Annotated in this window: 28 protein-coding genes; 20 read left to right on the top strand and 8 right to left on the bottom strand. The window is 40.3% G+C overall.

What is annotated here, in order from left to right:
* The first annotated feature begins 46 nt into the window (after window positions 1-46).
* From EXG77_RS09375 to EXG77_RS09325, 13 genes are all read left to right on the top strand, one after another.
* Window positions 47-370 (top strand): hypothetical protein, encoded by a 324-nt coding sequence (locus tag EXG77_RS09375; RefSeq protein ID WP_035397802.1) that lies wholly within the window; start codon window positions 47-49, stop codon window positions 368-370.
* Window positions 371-386: 16 nt separating this feature from the next.
* Window positions 387-926 (top strand): hypothetical protein, encoded by a 540-nt coding sequence (locus tag EXG77_RS09370; protein ID WP_035397800.1) that lies wholly within the window; start codon window positions 387-389, stop codon window positions 924-926.
* 31 nt (window positions 927-957) lie between these two features.
* Window positions 958-1,680 (top strand): DUF2750 domain-containing protein, encoded by a 723-nt coding sequence (locus EXG77_RS09365; protein ID WP_081637400.1) that lies wholly within the window; start codon window positions 958-960, stop codon window positions 1,678-1,680.
* Window position 1,681: 1 nt separating this feature from the next.
* Window positions 1,682-2,266, top strand: coding sequence for a hypothetical protein (locus EXG77_RS09360; RefSeq protein WP_052017150.1), 585 nt, complete (start codon window positions 1,682-1,684; stop codon window positions 2,264-2,266).
* Between the two features lie 45 nt (window positions 2,267-2,311).
* Complete coding sequence (locus tag EXG77_RS09355) at window positions 2,312-2,890, top strand: hypothetical protein (RefSeq protein ID WP_035397798.1); 579 nt, start codon at window positions 2,312-2,314, stop codon at window positions 2,888-2,890.
* Window positions 2,891-2,911: 21 nt separating this feature from the next.
* A complete protein-coding gene (locus tag EXG77_RS16340; protein WP_158408689.1) occupies window positions 2,912-3,055 on the top strand; it encodes a hypothetical protein in 144 nt (47 codons plus the stop codon).
* A gap of 24 nt (window positions 3,056-3,079) precedes the next feature.
* Window positions 3,080-3,586, top strand: a complete 507-nt coding sequence (locus tag EXG77_RS09350; RefSeq protein WP_145981735.1) for a hypothetical protein — start codon at window positions 3,080-3,082, stop codon at window positions 3,584-3,586.
* Window positions 3,587-3,648: 62 nt separating this feature from the next.
* On the top strand, window positions 3,649-4,821 hold the full coding sequence (locus tag EXG77_RS09345; RefSeq protein ID WP_035397796.1) for an SMI1/KNR4 family protein: 1,173 nt from the start codon (window positions 3,649-3,651) through the stop codon (window positions 4,819-4,821).
* A gap of 10 nt (window positions 4,822-4,831) precedes the next feature.
* Window positions 4,832-5,311 (top strand): hypothetical protein, encoded by a 480-nt coding sequence (locus EXG77_RS09340; protein ID WP_035397794.1) that lies wholly within the window; start codon window positions 4,832-4,834, stop codon window positions 5,309-5,311.
* Window positions 5,312-5,362: 51 nt separating this feature from the next.
* The gene (locus EXG77_RS16545; protein ID WP_052017148.1) at window positions 5,363-6,367 is read left to right on the top strand and encodes a DUF2716 domain-containing protein; all 1,005 of its coding nucleotides are present in this window, start codon (window positions 5,363-5,365) and stop codon (window positions 6,365-6,367) included.
* Window positions 6,368-6,381: 14 nt separating this feature from the next.
* Window positions 6,382-6,549, top strand: coding sequence for a hypothetical protein (locus tag EXG77_RS16455; protein WP_203229918.1), 168 nt, complete (start codon window positions 6,382-6,384; stop codon window positions 6,547-6,549).
* Window positions 6,539-7,315 carry a hypothetical protein gene (locus EXG77_RS09330; RefSeq protein ID WP_238987938.1) on the top strand — a complete coding sequence of 259 codons (777 nt, stop codon included), beginning with the start codon at window positions 6,539-6,541 and terminating at the stop codon, window positions 7,313-7,315. The genes EXG77_RS16455 and EXG77_RS09330 overlap by 11 nt, the downstream gene beginning before the upstream one ends.
* A 57-nt stretch (window positions 7,316-7,372) precedes the next feature.
* Window positions 7,373-7,783, top strand: coding sequence for a hypothetical protein (locus tag EXG77_RS09325; RefSeq protein WP_238987937.1), 411 nt, complete (start codon window positions 7,373-7,375; stop codon window positions 7,781-7,783).
* Window positions 7,784-7,820: 37 nt separating this feature from the next.
* Here EXG77_RS09325 and EXG77_RS09320 read toward each other — a convergent pair whose 3' ends face one another.
* Window positions 7,821-8,324 carry a DUF2199 domain-containing protein gene (locus EXG77_RS09320; RefSeq protein WP_023468059.1) on the bottom strand — a complete coding sequence of 168 codons (504 nt, stop codon included), beginning with the start codon at window positions 8,322-8,324 and terminating at the stop codon, window positions 7,821-7,823.
* Window positions 8,325-8,458: 134 nt separating this feature from the next.
* On the opposite strand from EXG77_RS09320, the gene EXG77_RS09315 reads away from it, so the two are divergent.
* The 5 genes from EXG77_RS09315 to EXG77_RS09295 are packed head-to-tail and all read left to right on the top strand — an operon-like array spanning window position 8,459 to window position 11,245.
* A complete protein-coding gene (locus EXG77_RS09315; protein WP_035397789.1) occupies window positions 8,459-9,076 on the top strand; it encodes a hypothetical protein in 618 nt (205 codons plus the stop codon).
* 54 nt (window positions 9,077-9,130) lie between these two features.
* Window positions 9,131-9,718 (top strand): hypothetical protein, encoded by a 588-nt coding sequence (locus EXG77_RS09310; protein ID WP_203229917.1) that lies wholly within the window; start codon window positions 9,131-9,133, stop codon window positions 9,716-9,718.
* A 56-nt stretch (window positions 9,719-9,774) separates the two neighbouring features.
* Window positions 9,775-10,392, top strand: coding sequence for a hypothetical protein (locus EXG77_RS09305; RefSeq protein WP_035397785.1), 618 nt, complete (start codon window positions 9,775-9,777; stop codon window positions 10,390-10,392).
* A gap of 32 nt (window positions 10,393-10,424) precedes the next feature.
* A complete protein-coding gene (locus EXG77_RS09300) occupies window positions 10,425-10,820 on the top strand; it encodes a hypothetical protein (RefSeq protein ID WP_035397783.1) in 396 nt (131 codons plus the stop codon).
* A gap of 44 nt (window positions 10,821-10,864) precedes the next feature.
* Window positions 10,865-11,245 carry a DUF5412 family protein gene (locus tag EXG77_RS09295; RefSeq protein WP_035397781.1) on the top strand — a complete coding sequence of 127 codons (381 nt, stop codon included), beginning with the start codon at window positions 10,865-10,867 and terminating at the stop codon, window positions 11,243-11,245.
* Window positions 11,246-11,337: 92 nt separating this feature from the next.
* Here the strand turns inward: EXG77_RS09295 and EXG77_RS09290 are convergent, their stop codons facing one another.
* Window positions 11,338-11,760 carry a hypothetical protein gene (locus tag EXG77_RS09290; protein WP_035397779.1) on the bottom strand — a complete coding sequence of 141 codons (423 nt, stop codon included), beginning with the start codon at window positions 11,758-11,760 and terminating at the stop codon, window positions 11,338-11,340.
* Window positions 11,761-11,847: 87 nt separating this feature from the next.
* Here EXG77_RS09290 and EXG77_RS09285 point away from each other — a divergent pair, with 87 nt between their 5' ends.
* On the top strand, window positions 11,848-12,564 hold the full coding sequence (locus EXG77_RS09285) for a hypothetical protein (RefSeq protein ID WP_238987935.1): 717 nt from the start codon (window positions 11,848-11,850) through the stop codon (window positions 12,562-12,564).
* Window positions 12,565-13,035: 471 nt separating this feature from the next.
* Here EXG77_RS09285 and EXG77_RS09280 read toward each other — a convergent pair whose 3' ends face one another.
* Window positions 13,036-13,875, bottom strand: coding sequence for a helix-turn-helix transcriptional regulator (locus tag EXG77_RS09280; protein WP_035397776.1), 840 nt, complete (start codon window positions 13,873-13,875; stop codon window positions 13,036-13,038).
* A 118-nt stretch (window positions 13,876-13,993) separates the two neighbouring features.
* Here EXG77_RS09280 and fabF point away from each other — a divergent pair, with 118 nt between their 5' ends.
* On the top strand, window positions 13,994-15,232 hold the full coding sequence (gene fabF / locus EXG77_RS09275) for a beta-ketoacyl-ACP synthase II (RefSeq protein WP_035397775.1): 1,239 nt from the start codon (window positions 13,994-13,996) through the stop codon (window positions 15,230-15,232).
* A 641-nt stretch (window positions 15,233-15,873) separates the two neighbouring features.
* On the opposite strand, the gene EXG77_RS09265 is transcribed toward fabF, so the two are convergent.
* The 5 genes from EXG77_RS09265 to EXG77_RS09245 all read right to left on the bottom strand — a co-directional run bounded on the left by EXG77_RS09265 (window position 15,874) and on the right by EXG77_RS09245 (window position 20,776).
* Window positions 15,874-16,230: a hypothetical protein gene (locus tag EXG77_RS09265; protein WP_052017147.1), complete on the bottom strand. Its 357-nt coding sequence runs from the start codon at window positions 16,228-16,230 to the stop codon at window positions 15,874-15,876.
* A gap of 122 nt (window positions 16,231-16,352) precedes the next feature.
* Entirely contained in the window at window positions 16,353-17,435 is a 1,083-nt protein-coding gene (locus EXG77_RS09260; protein ID WP_035397771.1) for an HlyD family secretion protein, read from the bottom strand.
* Complete coding sequence (locus EXG77_RS09255) at window positions 17,432-17,908, bottom strand: hypothetical protein (RefSeq protein ID WP_035397770.1); 477 nt, start codon at window positions 17,906-17,908, stop codon at window positions 17,432-17,434. Before EXG77_RS09255 ends, EXG77_RS09260 begins: the two co-directional genes overlap by 4 nt.
* A complete protein-coding gene (locus EXG77_RS09250; protein WP_035397768.1) occupies window positions 17,895-20,117 on the bottom strand; it encodes a peptidase domain-containing ABC transporter in 2,223 nt (740 codons plus the stop codon). The genes EXG77_RS09255 and EXG77_RS09250 overlap by 14 nt, the downstream gene beginning before the upstream one ends.
* Window positions 20,118-20,575: 458 nt before the next feature.
* Window positions 20,576-20,776, bottom strand: coding sequence for a hypothetical protein (locus EXG77_RS09245; protein WP_035397766.1), 201 nt, complete (start codon window positions 20,774-20,776; stop codon window positions 20,576-20,578).
* Between the last annotated feature and the right edge of the window lie 99 nt (window positions 20,777-20,875).

The following is a 20,875-nucleotide window of genomic DNA, read 5'->3' as shown; positions in this document are numbered from 1 at the left end:
GACAAGTGAGAGTCATTTTTTCACGGTAAAGATTGAAAATGCTAGGATGCTCGAACTCATCCTTGAACACGCTTATAGAGTTGCGTCGATGAACGAACTGTTCATGTTTTCGTATTCCGATCGCTTGTCGATTCAACAAGAGGTCGAAACAACGTACCGAAAAACACGTGTCTTAGAAGATCGGTTCGTTTATCCGGAAGATACGACGGTCGTGATTGTCGACCATGATGGAACAATGCTTTATCTGCTCTCGAACGAAGAACAATTCGCCTATGATCTTCGCACAGATTGGGCAAATCGACTACGACAACAGTTACCGAACGATACGGTGATTCGCCAGCTCAATGGAGAAATGTTCGCGGATCTATAAGAACGGGAGGGAAGTCATGCAACTCATCAAACCAATGAACGGTCAGAATCTTTTTTGGCTGTTCGAGAAGGATGGACGGACACTCTACACGTTTCACGGAATCATGGGAGAGAGATTGAAAGAACCAATGAGCGAGCAAAAGTTCTCGCGCTTTTTTAATCTGGATGCCTACATTCGAGAACTCGTAGCTGAGAAAGAAAAGGACGGATACTCGGTCGTTCAAGAAGCGGATTACCACGAAGTTGTCGTCGAGATCTTTTGTCAGGATACAGAGTATGACGTCATCTTTGAGCATCGTTCGAGCATTGAAGAAAACCTCAATGAATTTCTTTTTGAAATCGGCAACGGGTATTTTGTTGAAGATGAATATGGTCCAGAAGCGATCGAATTCGTCCTTCATATCTTGGAGCCGTCTTATATCGTTGAACCCGTCATTGATTATTTTAAGGACCAGTTTAATCTGAAGAAAATCCGAATGGGGCAGGCAAAAGTTCATTACGGCAGACGTTTGACCGGACTTTATCCCAAAGGCAAGAATTTTAACCGGAAAAATTAAAGACAAAAATGTAGAAGAAGGAGTCATATAGATGACATATCAAATCGGTTTACCAGGCGTTACAGAAGAGAGATTACAAGAGGTAGAAGCAGAACTTGGCTTCGAGCTTCCGAAAGAACTACGAAATAGGTACAAGCACGAAAATAAATTCAGCATCGGCGAATGGGAATTTCATCCAATCAAGGACGAGCAGTATATCAAGCGGACATGGGACGACCTTGTTCGTGTCAACACGACGGATGCGGAGGACTACCCATCCGATTTCTTACGAATTGCCAGTGACGGAACAGGTGACGAACTCGGATATCAGTTACCGGACACAGAGACGATCGTCTTATGGGACCACGAAGAACAAGAACTATTTCCGGTAGCACCGACGTTGAATGCGTTCGTTGAAAAGGAACAACAAATGGAACAGAGTGCGGAACAAGCAGAACTTTTCTTAGAGACGGTTCTTGAAACGGGAGCTGTCTATGGTCTATCAAAATTTGAACAGTCGGGCTGGGCCTATTGTCCGTCGAATCAAGACGAGACAGACGTGCTGTTATTCTTTTCGACGGAAGCAGCGGCGAAGGCGTTACAGACGAAGGAATGGACGAATTATCATCTGATTCGATTGGATTTAGACTTGTTTATTAACGGTTGGTTACCGAACATGATTGACGACGATCTGTATTGTGGCTTGGATTGGGGACCGGAGCTCGTCGGACTTGAGCTGGATCCAGAAGATGTCCTAGCAGATCTGGAGGGTTAACATGATTCGGACGCTTCGTAAACAAGTCGATGGAATGACAGCCGTTTGGCTCATCTATCGCGATGGACGAAAATTGTATACGTATCACGGTGTCATGAACGAAATTCATCAGGACGATATGAAACAAGCGATGGAAGAGCGCTACTTGTTCCGATATCAAGCGAAACGTCGGATGGATACGTGGATTTCGGAAAAACAGGCAGAAGGATACATATTCGAGGACGTATTCGGACTGACACCGAACCGCAAGAAAAGACAGACGTTCAAGCGTCGAATGATCGGACTCGCGTCTCTGCTGATTAGTGTCGGTTTGTTTCTGGTAGTGATGCCTTTTCTCGTCTCTCCAATTATCATCGCAGTGCTTGCGCTACTTCAAATGGGAATGGTCGTTTTCAGTAAAGACTATTTACCGGGCTGGCTACGCACGGTTTGTTTCATCAGTTGCTGTGTCATGAACGTTGAATACCAAGAGGGGTTATACGCTGGTTTCGCGATTGGAACGGGTACACTCCTGTTGTTTTATGTCCAAAACACATACAATCAAACGGATTTTCTAGCGGAACAGCCGAACCATGCTTCTATTTAAAAACTGCTACAGGAGACCAATTCAATTGATAAGGATGATAATTTAATGATTGTCACGCTCAGTAAACAAGTGGATGGCATCATCTATTTCTGGTTCATGTACCGGGATGGTCGAACAATCCAGATGTATCACGGTGTCACCGAACAATGGAAACTCGATCAGGATGTCAGTGATTCAATTGAAGAACGATATACATTTCGGCGTCAAGCTAAACGACGACTGAAGGAATTGATTGCTGAGAAACAGGCTGAAGGATACAGGCAGGATGATTTTTACAGGATGCAACCCGGACGTAAAGAGCGTGAGAAATTTCACCGCCGGACGTCCTGGCTCGCTTATCTTCTTCTGGGTCTCGGTCTGTTCCAGTTCGTGATACCGTTCACTATATTACCGTTTGTTGTATTAGGTATCGGTATCACTCTGATGTTCTTAGCGTTTCTTAGTAAAGATCAGTTTCCGATGTGGCTACGTGTCATCTGTTTCGTCGATTATTTCTTAATGCATGTCAGTTTTCGGCAAGAGCAGTATTTCCCGCATCTATTTCCGGTTCTGTCGATTGGAACGGGTTTACTCCTCTGGTTTCATCTTCGAAAAACGAGACAACAAATGAAAATGGAGCAATGACATTTTAGAAGGAAATGAAAGATGTCGCTTCTAGATAAGTTACTACAAGAACCTGCCGTTTCTGAGGTACCACGTTTACATAGTGCTCTTCTTGCGAAAGAACGAGGCTTGCGCAAAGCGTGGTTGTTACATATGGAGGGGTTCATTGAAGAAGCGGATACATGATACTTCGAACGACAGCGGACGTTTGTGAGTTGGTTATTATCTACCTGTGAAGGAGAGACAGACGCTTCGTTCCTCTTGATTCATCCGCTAAAAGAACGTCTTCTAAAACCGACTTTGAAGAAGTGGATGAAAGAGTTGCCGGATGACGTCCGACCGTATCGCTGGTATGGTCTTTTCTTTGATGAAGATGACCGTTTCATCTACTTACAAGAGGCGATTACACGAGGGGGAAGACGGGAGCAGTTAGCGATCGAGACGATGATTGATCATCACTTGTATGGACTTTGGTATTCTTTCCACCATCTCGATGATGATTTGTATTTAGGAGAAATAGAAGAGGACGCAGCAACCTTATCAGTGGCTTGGTTACTAATCGAGCAACTCGAAGATGCGCTTTTCAAATCGGAATGTATTAACGAATGGCAGAAGATGAATCAAACCTTAACGGATTGGACTCGTTTCCGGCAAGAGCAAACCACCGGATTCATGGAGTGGCGCATGCAACAAGAATCAAGGGTTGAGTTTGATTAATCCAATGGCATTACCAAGTTAGAAATGTCCTCTCCGTTATATTTAAGAAAGAGGTATTTAACATGAAAAAACTAGGCACGTTTACAAGTCACAAAGGGAATCTGATTGTCTCGGATCCGGCTTTCCTTGAGCCGGATGTAGAATACAACGTGACAATTCCAGTTGAACAAGGTTCGATTTGGACGGTCTTCTATGACGAAGATGAGTTCGAATCAATCAATTTGCTTTACCTAACAGTGAACGAAAAAACGGAGATAGCTCCATCCGATTTCGAACCGCTATCCGATCTAGTCGTCGTCGATTCAGCGCAACTCGTCGTCATGAACACAGCGGATTACGGGAGACGGGAAGCCATCGACTGGGAGATTCGAAATACGCTAGAGTTCGACGAAGAAATCGATCCGTTCTATATCGCAATCTCAGATGAAATGATGGAAGATGAAATCTTCCTGTTTCCGTTCGGTGTCGCCGTTCAGTTAATGGGGGACGGACACTATGAAGTCCTTGTCCGACGGGAAAACGGTGACATGACAGGGATTGCGATCGTCCTCGGAGAACATGAGGCTTTTGAAGAACACGATGACGAGAAAGAAATATCGCTGGAAGACGTTGAAGTTCCACGACTGAATCATCAGAACACTGCTTTACCAGACGATGTCTTTCTTACAAATATCCTTCAGGCGATGCGACTATTTTATGTGAACGATCAAAAATCCTTGAAATACAGTATTCCAATCGAAGGTGAGAAGGTGGAGCACAAGCTGTATTTGTATGATTATTCATCCTCCATCCAAAACTATCAAGTGTCCGTGGAGAGTCCTTGTCCAGAAGCCCGCATCCAAGCATTCGAGATCGATCATTTTGCGATTCCGGAGTGGTATAAAGGTATTTTGAAGGTATGTAACGGTGTACGTTTTACCGAAGAGTTGAACTTATACGGTATACCGCTAACGAGCTGGAACGGGTTATCGCATGAGATCCAGGGCAATCTCTCGGACAGTCTCGATGAATACGCGTTAACCGAGTTCGATGCAATCCGTGACAAGTATTTCTTTTTTGGCTCGTCGTTTAGACAGGACGAATACTATGCAGTATTGAAAGAGCGTCCAGACGAAGCCGTCTATCGCTTCGATTATAGAACGTTGAAACTCAAACCGAAGGCAACGACTTTCCAAGATATCATCCGTGATGCATGGCGCGCGTGTAATCTGAAAGCACTACATAAAAGAATGTGAGGATAATATCATGAAAATAATCTATTCTCGTGAAGACTTACTCGCACTCGAAGATCCCTTTGAATATGAGGTGGGTCTGCCGATTCGCATCAGAGAACTGCCGGCTTCCGTCATCGAAGAGGAGCTTCCAGATAGCCGAGAACAATTGAATCATCTTCTGAAAGAGGGCTATACCTTGGTCATTCAAAAACCGCGAATTCCGAATCCTCCTGTATTCGCGGGGTTACACGTGATATCGGAGAACACGGTCATGAAATTATATGTCTACGAGGCGAATCATTGTGAAGATGCGTTATGGGATGTCCTATCCGAAAATGAATACAATCGGCACTGGGCATATTTTTTACTGAAGAAAATCGAAGGTGTCAGATTCGAATTGCCTTACACGAATGAAGCTCAAATTGCGCTGAAACTGTCTAATCTCAAAATAAATGAACTCGTACATCTACGATTTGAAACCAATCAAAGCGTGACATGTCAGTGGGACTAAACAATAAAAACAGTCATGGGACCGAAAAGATTGAATCTAAGGAGGAGTTGCATGATCCAACTGACAAAAAAAGGCGACTCCAGTACGCTCTACCAAACAATCTATACAGAGGGACGCCTCATCGTTCAACATCAAGGAATCGTTGGAGCGTGGGTGAAAGCAGAAAACGTAAAGCAAATGCGCGTCTCGCGCTTCAATCGATTAGGTGTACAGATTTTGCAGCTGATCGAGAAGTTTGAACGTCAAGGTTATCGCGAGCTGAACGAGGCAGATTACCGGGAACTAATCGTCCAGTTTCCTTATGACGAGGGTCAGGCAGAAGCAGCGCTCGAGCGCCGTCACATGATGGAAGAAGTAATTAATGATGGTTTGCTTCATACGGGGAACGGCTACTGCGAAGGGGGAGATATCGGTAGTGGTACAACGAATATCTTTTATCGTGTCCTTGATGTCGGGGCAGCCATTACACTAATTTTTGAAGAAATGAAAGCACGCGATGTACAAGACGAACCAAAAATTGCAGTACAAGAAGGAGCAGCGTACACCGTTCGATCTCCTCAAGGAGCGACGTTCGATTTGATTGGTGAAGGTAAACCATGGAGCTGGATTCCGATGACGCAAGCGGAGGACGAGAAGATATGGCACGTCATTGATCAACAATTTCAATTCGCACCCAGTACGACAGTTTTTCCCTCATACCATGCCCCGAGTCCGTTCATTACATACGAAGTGGATTACGAGAAACGCGAAGAGATCGAGCAAACGTTAAAGCGTATTCTGATCGAGCTGACTGTTGAAGGAGAACGCGTCATGGCGCTCGATTGGAATCATCAAGGGTATTGGATCGACCCAAGACGTCCGTTTCTTCGCAATGAAGAAGGAGACTGGATGATTCCAGCAGTTCCAGATGGCGATTACTCCTTTTTCATCGCTCGTGATTTTCGCTGGGGATATCTCGGTCATCCGTGGGAGGGTAGCATCACGTTGTTTGGAGAAGATCTGATCTCTGCGTTTCAAAGAACGGAGATTTTTTCGAATGAAATCCGTAGAGGATAAAAGGAGGACAGGAAGTGAAAACACCATACGACGAGTATCACGGAACCGCATTATGGCAGGTCATCTCGGAGGCAATCAATGAATTAGTCGACAATGATGATCTCGAAGAACGGACGACGCATGAACATATCGTGGGCTATCTCTGTAGCAAACTAGAAGGTCGGATGAAAGATGAAAAATAAGAATAGGATGCTACTTGACCGAAACGAGTGGATCGATGTGTTCCGGGAACTGCTACCACGCGACGATTGGCAAGACCTCGTCCGTCTTCAAGTGAGTCAGCATTCGTATCCATTTGAAGCAAAGTTTCTGGAACGACCACTCAAGCAGAATCCACACATCGACGATTTTTCAGATTGGACGGTCCGATCTCACATGATTATGACCGACGACTCACAGCTTGAAAGATTTCTCGAACACCTTGTCATCGAACAGCAGGAAATGGCGACTAAAGCAGAAGTGACGCTCATTATCCAAAAACAAGGACAAGGAATCGTCCGAGTCACGAACGATTGTGTCTCGATGTACGGAGTCGTGTATGAGGAGCTTGATGACGTTGGAACAGAGTATGAGAACTTTTTTGATGCGGTCTTATCGCATGCCACGTTTCCGGTCGAGATTGTCTTTTGTGGTCGGGATGTTCTAGATAATGATGGTTCGATTCACGTGATGATGTTGCACGATTCCAATTGGCAAGCGGTGTTGGAAGAACATGTATTGCATTTGCTGAAGCGCAAGGAAGTGACATCAGGATTATTTTCGAAAGATGCACGTCCCGCACGGCAAACGCTTGAGGACTTCATGTCTGAATTCTCGTTATTGATGCCCTATAACTTCATCGTGACCCGCGATGCAACAAATCGATTTGGCATGCTCGATCACTTTTGTACGAATGGAAAGATCGCGCATTTTGGAAAGATGAACGATGGAGAGACGTCTTTCAAGTAACGATGGAAACATCATACATTAGGAGGAAGCATAATGAGCTTAGCGTCATATATTTGTATGGAGAGACAAATTCCTGAGCAGTATCTCAATTTATATGAAGAAGATGAGACCGTTCCCTTATATATCGGTCCCTGTTTTGCGGATGAAGACTGTCTGTATGAAGTAAAAACGAAGCATTTTCACAAATGGTATGTATATGAAATTTCGAGTAACTGGGGCATCGAGATCGTTGAACCTTTTGATTCTGAAATTGCACTGGAGTCGAAAGAAAAGCTACGTTATCTGTTTACGTTCATGAATGACTTCTTAGACGAGGGTGAATCATTCGAATTGTATACATGTTGGATTGGGGAAGAGTACTATCCAAAAGTAAAAAGTATGACACTATCTTTGGAACTTGATCAGTTAGAAGACATTGAGATTCCTGAAAGAACGCATATTTTGATCACGAAACAGAGTGAAAACTAAAAAGCCGCTGATCCACAGCGGCTTTGGTTTATTTGGTTCACTCTTGTGCATAGACGATGTCTGCGATGGCATGGACTTGCGCAAGCGTCATCTCGGAATAGAATTCGATCGACAAAGGATGATCCGTCGGCTCGAGTTCAAAGAAAGGAAGTTGACCGGTTCCTTCATCATGGACCATCACTTTTAAGTTGACGGTATCCGGGTAAGCGGGTAGATCGCTTGAAAACCAGCCGAACATCGGCTCCTCGATGCGAGGACGTTTCTTCTCGATGAAGCGAGCGAAGTTTTCAGGGCTCAGGCTCACCCATGTAATCCACCAGAAGGGTTCGTCTTGTCCAGCAATCGGGAGTTCAAGAATGCCCTTCACGAAATAATGCGGACCGTCCAGTTCTAAGACACACCACGTATCATGCATCTCGCTTTTCGTTTCTTGCTCTTTCTCAGACATTTGTTCGTAGTAGACCGGTCCGAGTGTTTCATATTCAGTCGGGAGTTCGTCGTGGCGTTCGCCACAGATGGCGCAAGGCAGAAGTTTTTTCATTGGAATCACCTCTAAGTTGAGTTATGTATGTCTCGTTGTCGAACGTTAGAAGAGAGCATACTTGTAGTGTAACACCCGTTGGTAGAGAATCCTGATGGAGACCGTGACAATCCAGCGAAAGTGAGGGGATTAACGTGCAGATTTACATTGAAGAACACCAAAATCATGCGAAGACGATTAAAGAATATCATCTGACACTAAAAGGACAAGACCGAATCGAATCCATTTTTTCATTCGAATATTATAATGATGACTCAAAGGAAGATGAAGTCATTTCGGACGAAGAAGTGTTAACCCAATTATTCACACGGTTGAATCGTTTTCCAATCTATCTCTCCTTTGGATTCCATGAACTGACGGATTTAGAAAAAGAAGATTTGCTGTCTACGCTTAAGCACAAACAATTATCGTATACAGAGATCCTAATCACTAAGCGTGAAAGATATATGACCGTCGAAGTGAATTGCCCAGCAGACTTATTTCAGGTACTCACGCAGTCAATTACAATGGCTAACTACAATGGCTACTATTTGATTGCTTTCACTGATTTATTGAAGTTTGAAACGAGGAGAGTAAGACGGTGGTTGATCAAAAAAGAGAGAGTAGTGCCAGTAATCGATATGACGAAACCGACGACATTTTTTAAAACTGGCTTTGATTTCGAGAATGTCCTGATCTTTTCGAATGAAACAGATTTCGATGCGTTAGAAAAAATAGAAGCACTTTTTCCAGAAGATGAAATCGAGCGGTAATAAAGTGATTGAGAGAGGAGTGGAATCGTGTTATATGTCTATTTTGAGAAGCATATGAATCACGCACAAGTATTTAAGGACAGATACTTGTACGTTGATCAACCAGAACGTATCGACTTCATCTATTCGATGGGGTGTCTTCCGGATATGGAAACTAAAAGCGACTATCAAGGCGATTCAAATCGAGTCTTAAAACAATTTTTGACGCGTCTCAATCGCTACCCGATTTTCATCACGTTCGGTGGAGGTTTTACGGACGAGGAGGTCGAGCCGTTTTTTCAAAAGCACAACCTATCGTATACAAAGGTTCGCCCCCATAAGAACCTGTATTATAGCGTCCAGGTACATGATGCGACCGAACTGGAGTTGTTGCTAGATGAGACCTATTGGTATGGGGCTGTGAACGAAGACTTCTTTATATCGTTTACGAATCTCCTGACGTTTGAGCGGAGAATGGTCAAAGGATGGTTTTTCAAAAAAGAACGAACCGTTCCTGTCATTCATGCGACGAAAGAGATGTCGTTCATCACGATGGAACATGATTTCATGGGCTATTATCTGTTTTCGAATGAACCCTTTTTTAATACGGAGGACAAGGTGAAAGCCATCTTTCCTGACGACGGTACCATTGAATTCTATTGATGAAACAAGCAGTTGGATGATGTAGGTGGACAAGCAGAATACGTGGAGGGATTTCCATGTTATACATCGATCTCGAAGAACATACGAGTCATGCAAAAGTGATCAAAGACCGCTATCTCGACATTGATCCACCGGGTGCTATTAAGTCGATTTATTCGATGGGATGTCTTCCGAATGACGAGAAACGAGACTATCAACATGACTCCAATGAAGTACTGAAGCATTTTTTGACGCGTCTGAATCGCTTTCCAATATTCGTCACGTTCGGTGGTGGTTTTACCAATGAAGAAGTGGAACCGTTTTTTCAGAAGGAAAACCTATGCTATACGAAGGTTCAACCAGATAAGAGCAGCCCTTATTATAGCCTTCAAGTGAACGATGCGAGCGAACTTGAGCGTCTGCTGGACGAAACGTATTGGTATGCGACTGTGAACGATTTTTACTTCCTATCCTTTACGAATCTCCTGACGTTTGAGCGGAAAATGGTCAAAGGGTGGTTCTTTAAAAGAGAACTGATCGTTCCCGTCATTCGTGCGACGGAAGAAATGTCATTCATCACGCTGGAACATGATTTCATGGGCTACTATCTATTTTCGAATGAAGCTTGTTTTGATAGTGAAGACAAGGTAAAAGCATTTCTTCCAAAAGGAGAAGACATCGACTACTATGATTGACATTCATAGGAACGATATAAAGGAGGACGATCATGTTTGGGATTAGTACGAGTTTAAAAGAAGTGCCAGAAAACGAAAAAGAGATTCTCCCATTTCCGAGTCACGTCCAACGCTTTTTAAGAGAAGAATTCGCAAGTACCTCCAATCGCTGTGACCTCTTGATTGATCTCGATCCTTACGGCGATAAGTTGTTTAGAGCGAGAGAAGTGAACGAGTTGATTGGAATTTGCGAGCTGCTTATTCAACGCTATTGCACACCGAAGGAAGAGTGGAGGATGAATCAAGCGAATCATTATGCGAGTGAGCCGTGGATGATACATCAATCAGATAAACGAATCATGGAACTACATCAATTTTTAGAATTGTTGAAGCGGATGTGCATCGCGTCGGTCTATCAAAATACGTTGATTTGCTTTTGGGGAGACTGATTGATTGAATGTTGAAGAATATATAAAAATTGGAGTTTTGAAAAGTGAGAAAAAAGCTGAAGATAACGGGAATCATAGCAGGTGTAAGTCTTTCAATATATGTCGTGTGGACGATCTACCGACTATTTTTCTTGGTTGATATCAATGTTGTACCAAAAGAAGAGTATATCTCAAAAAGTAGCTCGCCCGATCAGGCGTACACGATTCGCTTTTACCGCGCGAATGGTGGCGCGACTGTGGATTATGCGATGCTCGGCATTATGGAGAACAAGGACGGAGAAAAGCGCAGAATGTACTGGGAGTATCCTTGTAGCGAAATAAAAGAAGTGAAATGGACGAAGGATACGGTGACGATCAATGGCACTAAGATCAAGATATGGAGTCAAGTGTATGACTTCAGAGAGGGAATATACGAAGCAGACTAAGAGGAACATGAGGATGATGGTATGCATTCAACAAATCTTGGCGTGCGATCATGAGGCGTAGCTGTTAAAAACCAAGCATGCACGGATGATGATTACCGATTGCCCGGTTTCTTCAATAAATAGCGAGGTGGTGGACCGAAAGATTGCTCCGCTTCGAAATACGCCAATTCGCCTGGAATACAAGAAATGATCGATGCGAATCCAAAGCCGATGGCGTGTTCGAGTGCCTCACGGAGAGGTAACGTTTTCCCGCTAATCAGCTCGTTTTCTGATAGACAATAGCACGTATCCGGTGCACCATATTGTTTCAACAAATCATACGTATCGTCTGGCCATGAATTAGGTGGTTTGATTTCAATCAAATAATCATTCTTCAGCATGCTTAAATACCGGTGATCTAACCGCTGAAGCGCCATATCTCGTTTTTTTGGCGTGAACAATTCATGTAGAACGCGCTCTTGAACGCGCTTGACAAAAAATGATTGGACGAGCACTCTTTCTTGTTCTTTATCCATGTTTTCAGTTCCTTTCTACTTAATCTATCGTACCGAATCCATTACATACACTCATTGAATTCATTTTACATGACAAGGAGCCAATTTATGAGCTACCTATCTGCGGGATACTATCTTATTCTGCCAACTCCTCGAAAAGAATACATGGACAAGACGGTTGTTCCTGAATCCGTTCTATCCGTAAGTGAATGCATCTGTACACACTATCCTGACATCAGTATCTTATGGGGAAACTCGGAAGTTAAGAAAGACCGTTATATGGATCAACTCGGTCTCTCACTTACCACCTTTCAGTTACTCGAACAATGGATAGAAGAACATCGGAAGACAGGAGATATGTTGTTTCCTCAAGTGTTCTCTAACTTAAATGCTTCGCAAACGTTCGTAGATCGTTTTTTGAATCATCTTCCTGAAATACGTATCATTAGCATCGGTTTGCCTGAGCAGTATAAAGTGGATTTTCTTGAAGATATAGCGGCTTTTAGTAGTAAAAATTCAGAGCCTTATGGAGTTGAAAAAATGGTATCACAACATATCAGCCCTGACACAGACGGTGCCAAAAAAATCGGGTACGAAGTGCTAGGATTTGATTCGGGATCATTTCATTCGTATTTGTGTAACGGACTGGAACGCGATTTTTATCATCATTTCAACACTTTACTAAACAGCCATGGTTTGATCCATACGTTCGAAGAAGCGGATCGTTACTCAGATTATTGTAATGAATTAGGCGAGGCGACAGAAGCAGTTTTATGGCTGCCGTGGGCGATTTTTGAATACAATAGAAGTGAAAGAAGTAAATAATAATTTATTTTGGTTATTAATTTAGTAACGATATTTTTCTATTAAAATAGAATGAGAAACCTTTGATGTAATCTAAAAATCTAAATGTTTTAAATATTTCGCGAGAAACCAGTTACACTTCTTCGTTCTATTCAAATAGTTCACAAAATGCGTTTTTTACCGATTCAATCACCTCATAATTATTTTGCAATAACCGTATACGAAGCATGTAACTTTATGAGGTAGGAATTTTATTAAATGCAGTTCAAATTAGTTCAGTTCATCCATGTTTACTCTCTATTCCTCTAAGTCCAGAATCCCTTTGTCACGTAAGTCCCGCAACACGCGATTGATGGTCGCCTCACTGATGTCAGTGGAAGCATCCTTTCGTCTGCCTTCGTGAACGTTGTGATTCGCCCTTCGACGAAACGACGAATCCAATTATTCTTGTCCTGACTACCCGTCGTTATAAATCCGACGTGATCTTCGAATTCACTGAGCTGAAATCAGTCGTTTCAGTTTTTCTTCTGTACCGGATTCCTCGACAGGTGTATAGATGCTACATCGCAAGTCGTCTTCTCCCTGTACTTGGAGGGAGGTCAAGTCGAATAGCATCTTACCGACTTTTCCATGACGGAATTCAATCAGAATTTCCGGAGCCTTACTGACCTGACTCTCCATCCATAGCGACTTGAATTCGGGATACGTATTACTCATCTCCTGGATGAAGGACGTATACCATTCATCACCAGAGTATTGACCGTAGTATGCACGGAAAATAGACAAGAACCCTTTGGCGAAATGTTCCCAGTTCCCGGCAAGTACTTTGAATTCTTTCTGTGAGAACAAGAGGCGAATGAGGTTACGTCGTGATTCTGGAATGGTCGCAAAATCTACGAACACATGAGCCGCTGCCGGATTCCAGCCGACAATATGGCAGTAACGATCCGTGATAATCGTCGGACACGTCGTCAAGGCAGACAGAATTTTTTCAAGTGACGGACTGATAGTCGTAGGTGAAGCTTGACTTTTCGTACTGACGATCTGCGTTCCTAATGCTAAATCGTATAAATATTCGTGTTCATCCCTTTTCAGACATAACGCCTCGGCGATACAGTCCAAGACGCTTCTAGATACCTTAATATCCCGTCCTTGTTCTAGCCAGGTGTACCATGTTGTGCTGACGCCTGCTAATTGAGCGACTTCCTCTCTTCTCAAGCCAGGCGTTCTTCTTCTTGATCCAGACGGCAGCCCCACTGATTCCGGTTTGAGCTGTGCTCTTTTCGTCTTCAAAAAATAGGATAGGGCTTCTAATCGATTCAAGTCATCCATATGTTCTCCTCCTGACTTCTCTCTATTCAATTATCAATGATAATAGGATAAATGAACACTTGTAATAGGATGTATGACACGTATGATTATCTCATACTATTACGAGGGGTGAAAAAACATGGAGCGCGTAGTGATTACAGGAATGGGTGTCGTCTCACCAATTGGAAACGACGTGGAGTCCTTTTGGAACAATATGATTGCTGGAAATTCAGGCATCACGGAAATCAATACGTTTGATACGACTGATTTCAAAGTAAAGATTGCAGGGAGTGTAAAAAATTTTGATGCGGAAAAGGCGATTGGTAAAAAAGTCGCTCGTAACCTGGACCGCTTCGTCCAGTTCGCATTAGCGGCTGCTGATCAAGCCTGGAACGATTCTAAATTAGGAGAATCTGATCTGGATCGGGAAAGACTTGCTGTATATGTGGGGTCAGGTGTAGGGGGCATTGAAACGTTGATTGACGGTGTTCATGCTTTACACCAAAAAGGTCCGAGAAGGGTCAGCCCGAGTCTCGTACCTTCCATGATGTCTAACGCGGCAGCCGCGCAGATTAGCATCAAGTGGCAAACGATGGGACCTTCCATGTCACCTGTATCCGCGTGTGCGATCGGAAACACGGCTATTGGTGAAGCATATCGACTTATTCGAATGGGAGAGGCTGATGCTGCATTCGCTGGTGGAACGGAAGCGGGCATCACGGAATTGTCCATAGCAAGCTTCGGTAATGCGACGGCATTGTCTACAAGAAACGAATCACCTGCTAAAGCGAGTCGCCCTTTTGACGGGACACGCGATGGTTTCGTGATGTCGGAAGGAGCGGGCATCTTGATTCTAGAATCGTTAACACATGCGAAGCAACGAGGTGCGTCCATCTATGCGGAAGTCGTCGGATACGGAGCAAGTTCAGATGCTTATCATATAGTGGCGACCCATCCAGAAGGTCATGGAGCCTACCTCGCCATGAAGCGTGCAGTCCAACAGGCAGGGATTGAGACGAAGAATATCGATGTGATCAGTGCCCATGCGACAAGTACGATCGTCGGCGATCAGTCCGAGACACGTGCGATTAAAAAATTGTTTGAGGAACAGGCGAACACACTCCCTGTGACGGCGAACAAATCAATGTTGGGTCACATGCTTGGTGCTGCCGGTGGAGCGGAAGCAATCGCGCTTGCGAAATGTTTACAAGAAGGAATCATTCCACCGACGATTAATCTTGAAATCGATGATCCGACGTGTGATCTCGACTATGTAAAAGAAGGGGCACGTTCGGTGGAATTAGAGTATGGACTATCCAATTCTTTTGGATTCGGTGGTCATAATGCCGCCATCGTCTTGAAAAAATATATGGATTAAGCATCAGAGTATGGATTCTAGCAAGAGACCTCGATGAATATGTACTCGCAGAAAATAGACTATATACATTCCTACGTCGAAATATATATGATCTATTTTGTAACTAAATTTTTAGTCAATCGCAAATTACTAATATATGTCTAACCTATCGAATAATAAAAATGGTCGTTAATCCTTGGTGCAATAGGATTAACGACCATTTACTAAGATTTTCATACAATTCACAGGTAGTGATTCTTATCATTTTGATTCTTTAAACAAATTTAAAAATAAAAATCGGAAAATGAGTAATCCGAAAGCTACACTAATTACCAACGTAATGACTATAAATAGTATATTTTCAGTGACTGTACTTGTTTCTACAAAACCTAATAAGTACGAAATATCTGTACTTAACGAGAACAAGATCGCTCCCATTAATTCCAAAGCAGTGTTTTTGTTTTTTAAGTCGATCTTCTCTTGCTTTAAATTAAAGATTGATTTGAAGTCATTCTCATTACATCGCCCTTTATAGTAACCAATGAGGCTGGCAACTATTACAAAAGGAATTATAGATTCAATATTGAGAATGAAAATAAAAGCATTGAAAGCAATCAAGAATAATAGAAAAGGTACTTTATAATGTTGAATTGAGCTACTCATCATATTGTAAGTGTTTTTGACCAAGAGATCCCTTTAACATTTGTTCCAATGTTAACTGTTTTCAGATGGTTTTTGATTGCCCAACCAGCAGTTCCTCCAGCCGCTGCTGTTATTGCTGCCGCTGCTCCTGCACCCCATGGTCCTAAGGCAATTAGATTCTTAGAATATCCACCAACAACTCCAGCAACGAAAGCTGCACCAACAATCGAACCTTTACTTCGTGTACTTTTTGTTAATTTAATTTTAAATCCGACCCAACCTCCACCTTCTAAATATTCCATCTCATCATTTGTTACTTCTGTAAAAGAACTAGGAAACTTCAATACATTCTTTGTTTCAATTGCTAACGCATTCATAATAAATACCTCCTGAAATTTTGTATCAAAAAAAAATTTTTTTTTGTACAATTTTATTTTACCAATTAAAAGTATTTATTACCATAAAAAAATAAAAAATAGTATTTATTTACTACTAAAATTCATATTCCTAATTTTTCTTTAAAAAAATCAAAATAACTTTTCTTTGAAATAATGATTTCATTCGTCAGGCTCATTCCATTACGAATAGTCATATTCTTTGTATTTTCAATGTCAATCCATACCCTTAAGAATGATTCACCTTTAGAGTTAATATCAGTATCTGAAGCAATCTGAGTAACCCGACCTTGTATATTGGAATATTCTTTCACTTCGCTAGAGTCTATAATAGTACTTTTGACCGATATTTTTTTTTTGAAATATCCAATATCTTGTACAGGGATTTGAGTTTCAATTCGATTTCCTTCTTTTCTCGAAACTAAAGTTCCTATTGCTTGACCAGGTTGAACAAGTAATCCTTCATGAAGATCTGCTGTAAAATGAATAACACCATCAAATTTTGCTTTTATTGAAAATTCCTTTTTTCTATCAGAAAGCAAATGTTCTTGGATGGATAATTTTTTCATTTCATCCTCAAGTTGTAATTGTTTTTCTCCCCATTGTACATAAAGATCTTGTATCAATTGATTTTTCTTCATTTCATAAAGCTTATAGTACTTTTTTATATCAGATTTAGGAACTTTTTCTTTCTTCAACATCACTTCATCTACCTTATACTCTTCTATCTTTGCATTTAAACTCTGGATTTCAGAATAAAATACTGCTTCGCTTGAGTCTTTCGAATTAAACGTATTATTGTTGTTTTGGAGATCTTTTTTTGCCCTCAAAAACAGCTGGGATTTTGATTTTAGTATTTTCTTCTGTTCTTTTATCGCCTTTATTTCAGTATCTACTTCTTCAAAATTAAAGCTCATAATTGGTTGTCCCTTGGATACGAATTGCCCTTCTTTAACATGAATCGCATAAATCGCACGAGGAGAACCTACAGAAAAGTAATCTTTCTGAATAGCAACGACCTCACCTACAAAATTATATTTTTCTTCTTTAGTAGCAAAAATACTCCAAGCTATAAATGCAATAGTTAAAGTTAGAATTAATATGCAAAATATAAAAAGAAAAGAAGGTGGTTTTTTATCGTAAAACAAGCGACTTTCCTTTAAGTCTTCTAACTTGTAAACTTTCATTTATTCAGCCCTCTACTTAGTGTTTCCATAAAAACATCAGCTATAATATCACCTTGTTCCTCGCCTTCTAAAAGAATAGTATAACTATCTCCTTTAAGTTGTATATTGTTCTCATAAGCATGTAGTTCGATTTTTGAAAAAGCATACTTTAAATCTTCTTCACGCCCTCTAAATCTAGCAAACAAACAATTTTCTACTTTTATATTCGAGTAAGTTGTAATGTGAGAAGAATTTATCGTTGGTAATGTTCCAACTTGAGTCATGGTTCTTCTAACAATCGACACCTCACCGTCAGAGTCTAAAAAAGCCGAGCTGTAATAAACTAATGGTCCTACCATTTTTAAGGAGTTATGATTCACAAACTGAACTAACATATTTTCATCATCCTGATATTCAGTCGATTCAATAGCAACTACATTTGTAAGTTTTAAAGTTTTATTATTTTTTAAAAGAATAGTTTTATCTGTATTCAAATTCTGTCACCTCTATATTTTTTTCATAAGTAGTCGAGACTGATTCATTATCTTCAACTGATTGTAAATCTGTTTCCTGAATCTCTGACTGTTCAGAAAACATTCGGAAGTATAAGCCTTTTTCTTTTATAAGCTCTACATGTGTACCACACTCTACAACTTTACCTTGATCTACAACATAAATATTATCGCAATCACGAATCGTTGATAGACGATGCGCAATCATTATCATTGTTTGTTTTTGATAAACCTTAAAAATATTTTGATATATTTTGGATTCATCAATTACATCGATATTACTCGTCGCTTCATCTAGTACTAATATGTCCGATTTTTTTAATAAAGTTCGTGCTAATCCGATTTTTTGCTTTTCTCCTCCTGATATACCTTCTCCTGATTCCATTAAATATGTATCATATTTATTTGGCATACGCTGAATAAATTCATTACAACATGCAACTTGACATGCTTCTTCTATTTCAGCTTGAGAAACAGCATCTACCCCTAGTAATAAATTATTTCTAATAGTATCGGAAAATAACTCTATTTTTTGTGGTACATATGCTATAGATTGCCTTAATCGAGCAACATCAATATCGTTTATATTTTCTCCGGCAATTGTAATTTCACCCTTGTTTGCTTCCATATACTTAATCAATAATTTAGCAATCGTTGATTTCCCACTTCCTGAAGGTCCTACAATTGCAATTTTATTTCCAGATTGAATATTTAAATCAATTCCTTTTAGAACCGGACTTCTTCCCCCATAACTAAACTGAATATTTCGGAATTTTATACTTCCTTTCAGTAATTCCCGAGGATTTTTTGCATCATCTTTCTCTTGCTTAACACTATAGATTTCAGAAAGTCGTTTTAATGAAATATTCGCTTCTTGAATACTAAGTTGTAATTCAATAAGCCTTCCAATAGGATCCATAAAATATTGAGAAAGTGTTAAAAAAGCTAATAATGTTCCAAGAGTAATGTCACCTTTCATAACACTAACAGCGCCAATATACATAATCCCCATGTTTCCGATGACGAAAGAAGAGGTTGAAAGGAGCTCCTGTGTGTTTGAAAGCAGTCCTTCTTTGAAAGATATCTTTAATGTTCTAATGTACTCTCTTTCTATATTTTGATATCCTTTTTTTTCAGCAGACAACATTTTTAATGTCTCAATCCCTTTGAGAGATTCAATTATATGACCATTCAATCGAGCACTTGATTCGACCTGTTTAATATTAATTCGTTTATATGGCGATTTGAACAAATAGACAAGCAATGCGTTAACAAAAACTAATAATAAAACTACAAAAAAGAGCGAATCATTTATAAAATATAAAACTGTTCCTGAAGCGATAGTTAAAACAATGTCTAATAGTAATGTTAGAACTAAACTCGTAAAAATATCTTTAATGACAAATGCGTCGTTAAATCGAGTTAAAATATCTCCTACAGATCTATTCATAAAGAACTTCATAGGTAGCTTAAAGACATGTTTAAAATAATTCAGCAATAACGGCATTTCGATTTTTTGTGATAAGTAAAGAAGCATATGCTGACGAACAAAAGACAATATTGTTTGAGATAATCCGATACAAAGGAAAAACAAAACAAAAATTTGTAATTGACTACTAGATTGTCCTGGAATTAAATCATCAATTAAAATTTTTGAGAATAGTGATGAGGCTATACCGAAAATCGTTAAAAAAATCGAGGCTAGTATACTATAGATAAATAATTTTTTCTGAGGTTTTAACAATTTAATGAACTGTAATAAAAGAGATTTTTCATCTGAATATGATTGATTTGAAAATTCATATCCAGGAATCAACAAAAGAAGAACCCCCGTAAAACATTCCCAAAATTCTTCAACTGACTCTTTAACTTTTCCTTTAGCAGGATCTAAATAAGTAACGGTACTGTTACTTATCTTATGTATTACTACAAAATGACTGATTCCTTCTTTTGTAACAACATGAGCTATAGCCGGAACTGTGAATGGCGTCACAAATTCGTCTTTATTTACTCGAATCGTTTTTGCTTCAAATCCAAGTTGTTTTGCTCCATTCTCTAGTCCCGTCAAGTTTGTTCCTTTCATATCCGTTCCAAGAATATCTCTTAAAACATTAATGGTTATTTCTTTCCTATAAAATTTACAAACAGTTGCAAGACAAGCAGCTGCGCAATCACTTTTATCAAATTGCATTATTAAATAGTTTTTACTAAACAGGTTTACTCACCTCAATTTTTTTAATTTCAAAATACATTATTTTTTATTTTTTTTTGAAGGTTTTGCGAAAACTCCAAAATATAAACCTATAAGGATTGCAATCACAAGAAAAATTGTTTCATTTGACATTTCATATCATCTCCACTCTGATTTTATTGAAATATTTTACACTTATGATAACATACTAAAATTTTTTTTTGCTTTTTTAGTCAATTTTGTTATTTTTATTTCTTTACATTTATTACATTTATATTTAATTTTTACATTTAATTTTATTTATTATCTTATTAAATTTAAATACTTTGCTTTAAAGCTTCTAAAATTACAACTGACTCAAAATACATAGAACGATTTCGGATGAAATCAGGATGAATATAGTGTGTTCAGAGTTTGAGATCAACAATCTCGCCGCTTTACTGTATAAAAATTCAATTTCAGATGTGTTTTTCGACGAAGACATCGAAACGATGCGTCAACGGACCGTTTATTGCCGTTACCGTGACGATGTCTCCACTAAAAATCGCGTCGTTCAACGCGTTCTCGATCGTCCCATCAATCGGTCCCTCCGTATCCTCGAACTTGAGATGATGCACCTCCTGGTAATAGCGTTTCAGCAATCCTTTATGCTCGGGCATCAAAAACGGGATCCACTTCTTGTTCCCTCGTCTGTTTCGTTTTCAATCCGTTTTTTTCGATGTCTCATCAATCCCTCCGTTTCTGGGGACGAAAAAAGG

The sequence above is a fragment of the Exiguobacterium sp. OS-77 genome, assembly GCF_000414195.2.
Taxonomy (GTDB): Bacteria; Bacillota; Bacilli; order Exiguobacteriales; family Exiguobacteriaceae; genus Exiguobacterium_A; species Exiguobacterium_A indicum.
This window is presented reverse-complemented; position numbering and strand designations above follow the sequence as displayed.